10 protein-coding genes are annotated in these 10,493 nt (G+C 69.5%); 2 read left to right on the top strand and 8 right to left on the bottom strand.

What is annotated here, in order from left to right; genetic code table 11:
* Positions 1-25 precede the first annotated feature (25 nt).
* The 8 genes from AB0I51_RS41255 to AB0I51_RS41220 are packed head-to-tail and all read right to left on the bottom strand — an operon-like array spanning position 26 to position 7,649.
* Positions 26-247, bottom strand: coding sequence for an MbtH family NRPS accessory protein (locus AB0I51_RS41255; RefSeq protein ID WP_362983521.1), 222 nt, complete (start codon positions 245-247; stop codon positions 26-28).
* 47 nt (positions 248-294) lie between these two features.
* Positions 295-1,293 carry a 2,3-diaminopropionate biosynthesis protein SbnB gene (gene sbnB / locus AB0I51_RS41250; protein WP_362983520.1) on the bottom strand — a complete coding sequence of 333 codons (999 nt, stop codon included), beginning with the start codon at positions 1,291-1,293 and terminating at the stop codon, positions 295-297.
* On the bottom strand, positions 1,287-2,315 hold the full coding sequence (gene sbnA, locus AB0I51_RS41245; RefSeq protein ID WP_362983519.1) for a 2,3-diaminopropionate biosynthesis protein SbnA: 1,029 nt from the start codon (positions 2,313-2,315) through the stop codon (positions 1,287-1,289). The genes sbnB and sbnA overlap by 7 nt, the downstream gene beginning before the upstream one ends.
* Before the next feature lie 54 nt (positions 2,316-2,369).
* Entirely contained in the window at positions 2,370-3,581 is a 1,212-nt protein-coding gene (locus tag AB0I51_RS41240) for an FAD-dependent monooxygenase (protein WP_362983518.1), read from the bottom strand.
* Positions 3,578-4,996: a condensation domain-containing protein gene (locus tag AB0I51_RS41235; RefSeq protein WP_362983517.1), complete on the bottom strand. Its 1,419-nt coding sequence runs from the start codon at positions 4,994-4,996 to the stop codon at positions 3,578-3,580. The genes AB0I51_RS41240 and AB0I51_RS41235 overlap by 4 nt, the downstream gene beginning before the upstream one ends.
* A complete protein-coding gene (locus AB0I51_RS41230; RefSeq protein WP_362983516.1) occupies positions 4,993-6,087 on the bottom strand; it encodes a beta-ketoacyl synthase N-terminal-like domain-containing protein in 1,095 nt (364 codons plus the stop codon). Before AB0I51_RS41230 ends, AB0I51_RS41235 begins: the two co-directional genes overlap by 4 nt.
* Positions 6,088-6,099: 12 nt before the next feature.
* The gene (locus AB0I51_RS41225) at positions 6,100-7,377 is read right to left on the bottom strand and encodes a beta-ketoacyl-[acyl-carrier-protein] synthase family protein (protein WP_362983515.1); all 1,278 of its coding nucleotides are present in this window, start codon (positions 7,375-7,377) and stop codon (positions 6,100-6,102) included.
* Positions 7,374-7,649, bottom strand: coding sequence for an acyl carrier protein (locus AB0I51_RS41220; protein WP_362983514.1), 276 nt, complete (start codon positions 7,647-7,649; stop codon positions 7,374-7,376). Before AB0I51_RS41220 ends, AB0I51_RS41225 begins: the two co-directional genes overlap by 4 nt.
* 177 nt (positions 7,650-7,826) lie before the next feature.
* Here AB0I51_RS41220 and AB0I51_RS41215 point away from each other — a divergent pair, with 177 nt between their 5' ends.
* Together AB0I51_RS41215 and AB0I51_RS41210 are read left to right on the top strand one after the other, a co-directional pair.
* Positions 7,827-8,810 (top strand): TauD/TfdA family dioxygenase, encoded by a 984-nt coding sequence (locus AB0I51_RS41215; protein WP_362983513.1) that lies wholly within the window; start codon positions 7,827-7,829, stop codon positions 8,808-8,810.
* 61 nt (positions 8,811-8,871) lie between these two features.
* Complete coding sequence (locus tag AB0I51_RS41210) at positions 8,872-10,473, top strand: tryptophan halogenase family protein (RefSeq protein WP_362983512.1); 1,602 nt, start codon at positions 8,872-8,874, stop codon at positions 10,471-10,473.
* Positions 10,474-10,493: the final 20 nt, after the last annotated feature.

Here is a 10,493-nt window from a genome sequence, read left to right as displayed (position 1 = left end):
CTTCGCGCACGGGGAGCGGCGGCCCCTATTGGGAGGGCGCTGCTTCCATCCGGAGGCGCAGGCTCAGCGGCCGCATGTCGGTCCACAGCTCGCCGATCCGGGCAAGGCACTCCTCGCGGCTCCCCTCAGTGCCTTCCGGGTGCCAGCCGTCGGGGAGCGCGCGGTCGGCCCACCAAATGGAGTACTGCTGTTCGTCGTTGTGGACCACGCTGTACGTCCGGCCCGTGGTGGAGTTGCTGTCGTCCATGAGAGGGCTCCTGCTCAAAGAGGTTCACGAGGTGTGAGAAGTGGTCGTCAGGACGGTTCGGGCAGGAAACCGTCGATGTCGATGCCCTTGCCCTGGCGCCGGGCCGCGTCCCGTACCCAGCGAGCCAGGGCGATGTCCAGGGCGCCCAGGCCGAAGGGCGAGAACACGACCGTCCGGTCGGGGTCACGACGGAACCCGGAGTTCCCGCGCAGCAGTGCGCCGATGGTCGTGTCGATGAAGTCCCGTCCACCCGTGGCCTGTTCGGCCAGGTGCAAGGAGGTCCGTTCGCGGCACACGTGGTCGGCGTCGTCGACGACGTTCTGTGCGTCGAGGATCGCCTCGACCGTGAGGTCGCGCAGCGAGACGTGGAGCACGGTGCTGCCGGGAGGGCAGGAGCTCAGGCCCAGGTAGGGTTCCCTCGCAGTGGTCGCCAGGGAGACGAGCCGGAACGTGGCGAGGGCGTCCTCTGCCCGCCGGTGCACGGTGAACCGGGCACCGGGCAACAGGCCGCGGGCCTCTTCGGCGAACGCCTTCGCCCGTGCGGGGTCCAGGTCGTGCAGGGCCACCTCGCGCAGGGACGGCAGCGCGGCGTGCGTGAACCGCAGGATCTCGCGGTTGATCGGACCGCAGCCGATCAGGGAGATGCCGGCCGGTTCCGGCTCCGCCGTCAACTCGGCGGCTGCCAAAGCGGCGGAGGCGGCTGTGCGCCGAGCCGAGATCAAGGACGCCTCGACGAGTGTTTCGGGGCGGCCGTCGGCCATGGAGTTGAGCAGGATGGCGGCGCTCGCCCGCTCCAGGCCGCGGTCCACGTTCCCGGGGAAGCTCGCGATCCACTTGATGCCGGCCATCGCCTCCTCACCGCCCACGTATGCGGGCAGACCGATGATCCGGTTGCGGGTGTTGTCGGGGAAGCGCAGAAACACCGAGTGGGGCACGGCGGTCCGGCCCTCGTCGTGCAGACGGTAGGTGTCGGCGATGAGATCGTGCAGGTGCTTCTCCTGGTCCGCCAGGAGGTCGCGCACCACGCGGTGGCCGATGATCAGCAACGTACGGTCTCCCTCGACTGCGGGTTTGTTGTGACGAGGTCCTGCCAGAGGTGGGCGACGTCTCCGAAGTGACGGCGCACCCAGGTTTCGGAATACACGGTGTCCAGGTAACGGTCGCCACCGTCCGGCAGCACCAGGACGCAGGTGGAACCGGCCGGGATCTCCGGGGCGACGCTCTCCAGTGCGGTGACGACGGCCCCCGAGGAACCGCCCGCGAGGATGGCCTCGCGCTGCATCAACCGGCGGCAGCCGACCACCGCCCCCAGATCGTCGACGTGCACGACCAGATCGGCGTCGGCGGGGTCGAGCAGTGCCGGGACACACGCGGCACCGTGCCCGGGGATGAGCCGGTCGCACGTCGTCGGTGAGTCGAAGATCGCACTGCCGACGGCGTCGACGGCGACGATCGTGGTGGGCAGGGCGTGCTCGCGCACATAGCTGGCGCAGCCGCCCAGAGTGCCCGCCGTGCCGACGGCGCAGAAGACATAGTCGACGGCGCCGTCGAGGGCCTCGACGATCTCCCTCATGGTCTCCAACTGGGCCTGAGGGTTGGCGGGGTTGGTGTACTGATCGGGCCGGTAAGCCACCGGCACGGTGTGCATCAACTCCTCGACCCGGCGCAGCCGCTGGGGCAGCAACTCGCCGGAGACCGGGTCGGGTTCGGTGACGACCTCGATCTCGGCCTCGTACGCCCGCAGGATCGCGATGTTCTGGTCGGTGGTCCGGGCGTCCACGACACAGATGAATCGAATGCCGAAGTAGCGGCATATCTGGGCGATTCCGATGGCGAGGTTCCCGGAACTGGATTCGACGACGGTGGATTTCCCGGGCACGAGTTCACCGGACCGAATGGCACGCAACAGCATTCCCAGTGCGGACCGATCCTTGATGCTGCCACCGGGGTTGAACCGTTCGACCTTTGCGAATACCCGTATAGGATGGCCGACCAGTAGCCGTTCCAGCTCGACCAGTGGTGTGTTGCCGATGGTCGAAAGGATCCCCTTGAGCCCCTCTGTGGCCACGGCCTCCCCTTTTTATTGGTGTGGTGCCGGTAAGGTCAATCCTCGGCCGGTGCGCTATTTTCCGTCTATAAAGGCCGGTGAAGAGTGGGCGATGACGGCCTCGGCGTCGTGGCGGTGGATCCACTCGGTGCCCTGGATGATGTGGTCCAGTCGGCTGCCGCCCCGCGCCACCGGATCCGCAGGCATACGGCCTTCCCGGGAGCCGAGTTGCACCCGGGTGGTGTGCGGGCGTCGCACCCGCTCGTAGTTCTGCAGGGCGGCGGCGACGGCGTCGGCGTCGCGCGGGGTCCCGGCGAGACAGATCGCCAGGGTCACGGCGTCCTCTATGGCCTGGTTCGCTCCTTGGCCGTGGTGCGGGAGCATGGGATGGGCCGCGTCGCCCAGCAGCGTCGTACGTCCGGTGCTCCACCGCTCCAGCGGCTCACGGTCGTACAGTCCCCAGCACCGCACGTCGGTGGCAGCCGCCACGACCTGACGGGCCGCCGCGGTTTCCCAGCCGGCCAACGCTCCGGCGAGATCGGCGGGTTCGGCCGCGCTGGTCCACGACTCCTCCAGCGGCTCCGCCGTAGGCACGACGGCGACGTACGTGAAGTGCTGTCCGCCGTCGATCGGGTAAAACAGCAGCCGGGCTGTCGGGCCCACGAACATGTACATCAGCCGGGCGGACAGGGCCGGGACGCGGTGTGCCTCGACGATCCCACGGAACGCGCTGCTGCCCGAGTGGACCGGCCGATCCTCCCCCGCGATCGTGCGCCGCACCCGCGAGCGGGCGCCGTCGGCGCCGACGAGCACGTCCACGCGTGTGTGGCTGCCGTCGGCGAACCGCAGCCGGACTTCTGTCGCGGTCTCCTCATGGCTCACCAGACGTTTGCCCGTGAAGACGCGGCCTCCTGGCAAGAGCGCGGCGATCATGTGGTGCAGGGTGCCGCGATGCACTGTCAGATAGGGGGCTGCGTACCGTGTCTCCCACGTCTCGCCCATCGGCTGCCGGACGACCAGTCCGCCGTCGGCGGTGCGCACCTCCAGCGCGTCGGGCCGTACGGCCTCTCGGGCCAGCGCGTCGGACAGCCTCAGGCGTTGAAGGAGCCGGGTGCCGTTCGGGCCGAGATGCATGCCGACGCCGTCCTCGCGCAGGGTGTCGGCGCTCTCGTACACGGTGACATCCAGCCCGCGCCGGACCATCGCGGCCGCGGTGGTGAGACCGCCGATCCCACCGCCCACCACCGCGATGCGCGGACCGGGGCCGCTCAGGGAAGTGCCGCTCATGGGAGTGTGCCCCCTCCACTCGTCATGTCGCCCAGGCTCAGCAGCTCGCGCAGGTCTTCGCCGACCGTGAGCGGGATGTCGGCGACCGGGGTGCCGACTGCCGCGACGACGGATCGCAGGACACGTTCGAAACCGTCAGCGATCCGCTCGACCGTGGCCCGGCTCAGGACCTCGATGTCGTAGGAGTACGCCGTCGAAATCGTCTCCGGGCCCTGTTCCATCCGAAGCAGCAGGTCCAGCTGGCCTTCCTGCTGGGGTGTGTCGATCATGGTGATCCGGAGCCCCGCGCAGGTGACCGCGGGTCCCTCCGACCGGCCGTGTTCCGGAGGGCGGGGCACCGAGCGGTACATGCGCTCCGTGTCCACGAGGAACAGCGCCATGTGGTAGAGCGGGGCGGCCTGTTCGCCAGTGGAGTGGCCCAGCAGAGCACTCGGATACCGACTGTCGCTCAGCGCCCGCAGCACCTCCCGGCCGGCCGCGGACGCCACGTCGTGGAAGGTGTCGCCGGCGCGGAAACTGGCCCGTACCGGAAGGGGGTTGGTGAAGCAGCCCACGACCTCCCGCATCCCAAGGCCGAAACGCGCGGTGGCGGGCACGCCCAGCAGGAAGTCGTCCTGACCCGTCCAGCGGTGCACCACCGTCTGGAAGGCCGCCAACAAAAACGCGAAGGTCGTCACCCCGGCGGCCTCGGCGGCCCCCGCCAGGCTTACCACGAGATCCGCGGGCAGCCGCCGCTCCACCGTGTCGCCGGTGTAGGCGCGCACCACGGGACGGGGTCGGTCCAGCGGGAGTTCGGCCGGTTCGGCCCCGGCGAGGGACTGCCGCCACCGTCCCGCCGCCTTGTCGCCCGCCTCCGAGGCCAGGAACCGGCTCTCGGCGCCGACGTGCTCGTCGTACGATGCCGTGATCGGCTTCAGCACAGGCGCACGGCCGACGGCCGCGTCGGCGTAGGCGCTCAGCAGATCCCGGACCAACAAGGCGCGGGAGACGAAGTCGTTGATGATGTGGTGCGCGGCGACGACCAGCACGCCGTCGTCCGGGGCCCGGCGTACCAGCACGATACGCAGCGGCCCCTCGGTCTCCAGCCGGAACGGCGTCATGCAGGCCGAGTGCGAGGCGTTGAGCAACTCCGCCTCGTCGGCGCCGACGAGGTCAAGGAGGACGAACGCGTCCAGCGGCTCGTCGAGCGGGACCCGGCAGGGCCAGCCCCCGTGCTCGATGAACAGCGACCGCACCTGTTCGTGCTGCTCCTGCACCGCCCGCACCGCCCGAGTCAGAGCCTCGGTGTCGACGCGCCCTCGCACCCTGAGCCGCAGCACGGTGTTGTAGGCGGAACTGTCGGGCGCGAGGCGGTAGGTGGTCCACATGGACTGTTGGACGACGGAGAGGGGGCGGGTCTGGTCCGTTGTGGTCATGAGTGGCCTTCGGTGGGTCTGATCAGGGCGCAGGCGACAGTGCCGCTGCGGTCTGAGGTCGTCACCAGCGCGGGACGCCCGGAGTACCGGGGCCGGGATCGGACGAGCGCGAGCGGGACGGCGGACTGGAGCGCCGTCGAAGCCGCTCCGACGTCGCCGAGCAGGGGACGCAACTCCACCCGGTCGGTGGTGCCCAGCACTTCGTCGAGGGCCGTCGTCTCCTGCTCGCCCAGGAAGCCCGGGGCGGCTGTGGGGACGGCCAGGGCGATGTCGTCGGCTGTCACACCCGTGTCCCGCAGCAGGTCCTGTACACACAGGGCCAGGGCCTTGTCGGCGAGTTCGGGGTCGGACACCACCCGGAAGCGGCAGCCGAGCAGTTCCGCCCGGGGGGTGCGTCCGCCGCGCCGCGCGTTCGACGCGGACTCCAGGAGGAACAGCGTGGCCCCTTCGCCGAGCGACTCGTCCGCGCCCGCTGTGACGGCGTTCTCCAGGTGTGCGCGCTGCACGGAGAACTCGTCGGCGGCGCCGCACAGCAGGGCACTCGCGTGCCCGGCCCGCAGCAGCCGGGACGCGTAGGTGAGGGCGAGCAGACCGCTGGCGGTACCGCCCGACACAGTCACGTTGGGCCCCTTGAGGCCGTGCCAGATGGCGCTGCGCCCTGTGGGGTGGTTGAGGACCGTGTTGGGGAAGTGGGCCGGGTTGACGTGAAAGGGCTTTTGCCCGCTGAGCGCGTCCCGGGTGAACGCCATGACGCTCTGCACGCTGCCGGGGGTGCCGAGGACCAGCCCCGTTCCCTCCGGATCGTCGGCGAGCGGGGCGCCGCACCGGTCGAGCAGCAGGCCGGCGGTCGTCACGGCGATGCCGGTGAGCCGGTCCATGGACCGCGTTCCCTTCGGGCCAAGGGCGCCGGCGATGTCAAAGCCGGGAATCAGGCCGGCCATGCGGTGCGGGACGGGCCAGACCCTGCGGTCGAGCGGGACCGCTGCCGGCCGCCCGGCCAGGACTCCTTCGGTGAACGCGGTCTCTCCGAGGCCGTACGGTGAAGCCACGGCCATCTCCGTGATGACCGGGCCGTCCGGGGCGTGTGCCATCGACATCCTCCCTCAGCTGTTCACGCCCGTGCCGACGCCCTTGCGGGCGACCGCGCCGGATCCGTCGTACCTGGCGAGGATGAGGACGGCGTTGTTGCCGCCGAACGCGAGCCCGTGGTTCTCCACCACGCGCAGATCCGCCTCGACCGCCTTGTTGGGAACGCAGTCCACGGCGCACTCCGGGTCGGTCTCGATGTGGTTGATCGTCGGCGGGACGAAGCCCTGCCGCAGCGCGATCGCGCACGCGACGGCGGCCAGCGCGCTGGCGGCGCCCATCGTGTGGCCGATCATCGACTTGATGGAGACCGTGCGCGGGGTGCCGTCCCCGAACACCTGGCGGATGGCGCCGACCTCGGTGACGTCGTTGGCCCGGGTGCCCGTCCCGTGCGCGGAGATCAGGTCCACGTCCTCGGGAGCGACCCCGGCGTGCCGGTGCGCGGCCCTGATCGCGCGGGCAATGCTGTCCCGGTCGGGGGCGACCGGGTGCCGGGCGTCGCACGACAACCCGTACCCCAGGACCTCCGCGTGCACCCGCGCCCCGCGCGCCAGGGCCGACTCCAGGCTCTCCATCAGCAGCACGCCGGCCCCCTCACCGACCAGCAGACCCTCACGGCTGCGGTCGAAGGGGCGGCACACCTGCGGGGAGACGGTGCCCAGCCGGTAGAAGCCGGTGAAGGTCTTGCGGCACAGGGCGTCGGCTCCGCCGCACAGCGCCAGGTCCACATCGCCCGCACTGATGCTGTCGTAGCCGTACCCGATGGCGTAGTTGCCCGCGGCGCAGGCAGTGGGCACGGTGACAGCCTCCACATCCTCCAGACCGAGTTCCCGGGCGACGCCCGTGGACAGATGGCCCGGGGACGTCCGGCGGGCGACGACCGGGTCGACTCGGTCAGCTCCGTGGGCGACCTGCAGGGCCACCAGATGGTCCAGGTCCCGGCTCTCGCCGTCGCTCGTCCCCATGGACACCAGCGAACGCGTCGCGCGTACCGCGTCCTCGCCGAGTCCGGAGTCCTCCATTGCCATACGGCTCGCGGCCGCCGCGAACTGAGCCGCTCGTCCCAGCTCGTCGGCGGGCAGGACACGCAGCCAGTCGGCCGGGTCCGCGTCGGTTATCTCGCACGCGGTGGCGTGCGAGAAGCCCGTGGTGTCGAACGCGGTGATCGGCTTGGCCCCGTTACGGCCGGCCCGCAGCCCCGCCGCGAATCCGGCGGTGCCCGTGCCGATGCAACTGATGGCTCCCATACCGGTGATCACCACCCGACGACGGGCCTCCACCCGGAGGCGGCTCACCGTTCCCCGGCCTGGCCCCGAGCCATGGCCACGGCCGAGTAGACAGCCGTCAGATCGGTCATGTCCTGCAGCGGCACCTGCTCCAGCGAAATGCTGTATTCCTGCTCCAGGCTGGCGTGAATCTCCAGCAACCCCAGGGAATCTGCACCGTGGTCCCGGAAGAGGCTGCTGTCCGAGACGTCGTCCGGATTCAGCTCAAGAATTTCACAGACAAGTTCCTTGATACGCCGACGCTCCGCGTCCGCGAGCACAGTTCTTTCCGAGGTTGCCATGCCTGTCTCCCATCGACTGGCTTTTGTTCAAGGCTTCAGCGGCTGTCACGGGAGTCTGCGACGCGGCTCTATGCATTTCCTACAGTGCCTCGCGACCGGCTCCGTATAGCGGGTTTATAGCGGGCTCGCGCAGCCTGGCGTCGAATTCCATGGCTCCGGCGAGAAGGCAGATGACCCATGGCCGAGACAGACACACTTCCCCTCAAGACCGGAACATCACTGACCCTTGACGACACGCAGCACGACCGGATCGGCGAGGTGGCGGCCGGGCTGCTGGAGTCCGTGACGACGACGCTGGACAGCGCAGCCTGGCTGACGGCCGCCCGCGCAGCGTCCGCCCGCCTCCCCTGCGAACTGCGCACCGCACTGCGGCGCTTCCGATACGACGCGGGCACAGACGGCATGCTGCTGGTCCGCAACCTTCCCGTGGGCGCGGCCGTGCCGCCCACCCCCACCCACCCTGACTCCGTGGAGCGCACCCCGACCACGGCCGCGGCGGCTGTCACCATCGCGATGCTCCACCTCGGTGAGGTGATCGCCTTCCGCAACGAAAAGGGCGGCGCCCTCGTCCAGAACGTCGTTCCCGTGCCCGGCCGGGAACGCCAGCAGAGCAACGCCGGATCAGTCCGGCTGGAGATGCATTCGGAGAACGCCTTCCACCCCAACCGGCCCGACTACGTCGGCCTGTTGTGCGTACGCGACGACCCGACCGGCGACGCTCGGCTGTGCACGGCCTCTGTGCGCCGTGCCCTGCCGCTGCTGTCGGAGGCCACCCGGCAGGTGCTGTCGGAGGAGCGCTTCATAACGGAGCCGCCGCCGTCATTCGGCGGGCCGGGCGGCGTCACCCCGAACCACGCTCTGCTGCGCGGCGCACCCGAAGACCCTGACCTGCTGGTGGACTTCGCTGCCACGCATCCCCTCGACGAGCGGGCCGCCGCGGCCATGGTGGAACTCGGCGACGCCCTCTCCGCCAGCACGGTCGCCCACCCACTGCGCGCCGGAGACCTCGCCGTGGTCGACAACCGGCTCGCCGTCCACGGCCGTACCGCGTTCACCCCCCGCTACGACGGTACCGATCGCTGGCTGCACCGCGTCTACGTCGCCCTCGACTACCGCCGCACCCGGCCGGACCGCGGTACAGGCGGATCCGTCCTCTCCTGACGCGTTCCCGCACCACCGGCCACAACCACCACCCCGCCCCACAACCCCGCGAGGAATACACATGGAGCACCCCGACAACCGTGTTCGTAAGGTCGTCATCCTCGGCGGTGGCACCGCCGGCTGGATGACCGCCGCCTACCTGGGCAAGGCGCTGCAGGGCACCGCCGACATCACCGTGCTGGAGGCGCCGAGCATCCCGCGCATCGGTGTCGGCGAGGCCACGGTCCCGAACCTGCAGAAGGTGTTCTTCGACTTCCTCGGCCTGTCCGAGAAGGAGTGGATGCGGGAGTGCAACGCCAGTTTCAAGATGGGCATCCGCTTCATCAACTGGCGGACCGGCGGCCGGGGCGAGGCCGCTCCGCGTGCGCTGCCCGAAGGTGGGGGCGACCACTTCTACCACACGTTCGGACTGCTGCCCGACCACGACCAGGTGCCACTGTCCCACTACTGGTACCACCGCCGCTACCACGGCCGGACCGACGAGCCGTTCGAGTACGCCTGCTTTCCCGAACCCGCCGTGATGGACGCCAAGAAGTCCCCGTGCTGGATGGACGGCACCCCTTCCACTCGCTACGCCTGGCACTTCGACGCCCAACTCGTCGCGGACTTCCTGCGCCGTTTCTCGACCCGAAAGCAGGGCGTGCGGCACGTCGAGGACGAGATGACGCGGGTGTGCACCGACGACCGCGGCTTCGTCGAGGCGCTCGAGACGAAGAGCGGCGAACGCATTGAGGGTGACCTGTTCGTCGACTGCTCCGGCTTTCGCGGACTGCTCATCAACCAGGCCATGTCGGAGCCGTTCCTGGACATGAGTGACCACCTGCTGTGCGACAGCGCCGTGGCCACTGCCATTCCGCACGACGACGAGACGGATGGTGTCGAGCCGTTCACCTCGGCGATCGCGATGTCGTCGGGCTGGACGTGGAAGATCCCGATGCTGGGCCGGTTCGGAACCGGTTACGTCTACTCCAGCCGGTTCGCTTCCCAGGAGGAGGCGACCGAGGAGTTCTGCCGGATGTGGAATCTCGACCCGGCGACCCAGCCCCTCAACCACATCAAGTTCCGCGTCGGCCGCAACCGACGCGCCTGGGTGAAGAACGTGGTCAGCATCGGCCTGTCGTCCTGCTTTCTGGAGCCGTTGGAGTCCACCGGCATCTACTTCATCACCGCCGCGATCTACCAGCTCGCCAAGCACTTCCCGGACCGGTCGTTCAACGAGGCGCTGACCGAGAGTTTCAACCGGGAGATCGAGACGATGTTCGACGACACCCGGGACTTCATCCAGACGCACTTCTACTTCGCCCCCAGGGAAGACACCCCCTTCTGGAAGGCCAACAAGGACCTCGCCCTGACGGACGACATACGAGAGAAGATCTCCGTCTACCGGGCCGGCCTGCCGGTGAATCCGCCGATCACCGACGAGAGCACGTACTACGGCAACTTCGACGCCGAGTTCCGCAACTTCTGGACCAACGGCAGTTACTACTGCATGTTCGCGGGCCTGGGCCTGCTCCCCGACGCGCCGCTGCCCACACTGGCCCACCGGCCCCGCTCGGTGGAAGGCGCCGAGCCGCTCTTCGCTGAGGTCAAGAACAAGGAGCGGCACCTGCTGGAAACCCTGCCCAGCACCTACGACTACCTGCGTCAGCTGCACGGCCACTGAGCCGTCGACCCACGGGAGTC

The organism is Streptomyces sp. NPDC050549 (assembly GCF_040655035.1).
Taxonomy (GTDB): Bacteria; Actinomycetota; Actinomycetes; order Streptomycetales; family Streptomycetaceae; genus Streptomyces.
Note: the sequence above shows the minus strand (reverse complement) of the source record. Positions and strands in the feature narration are given on the sequence as shown.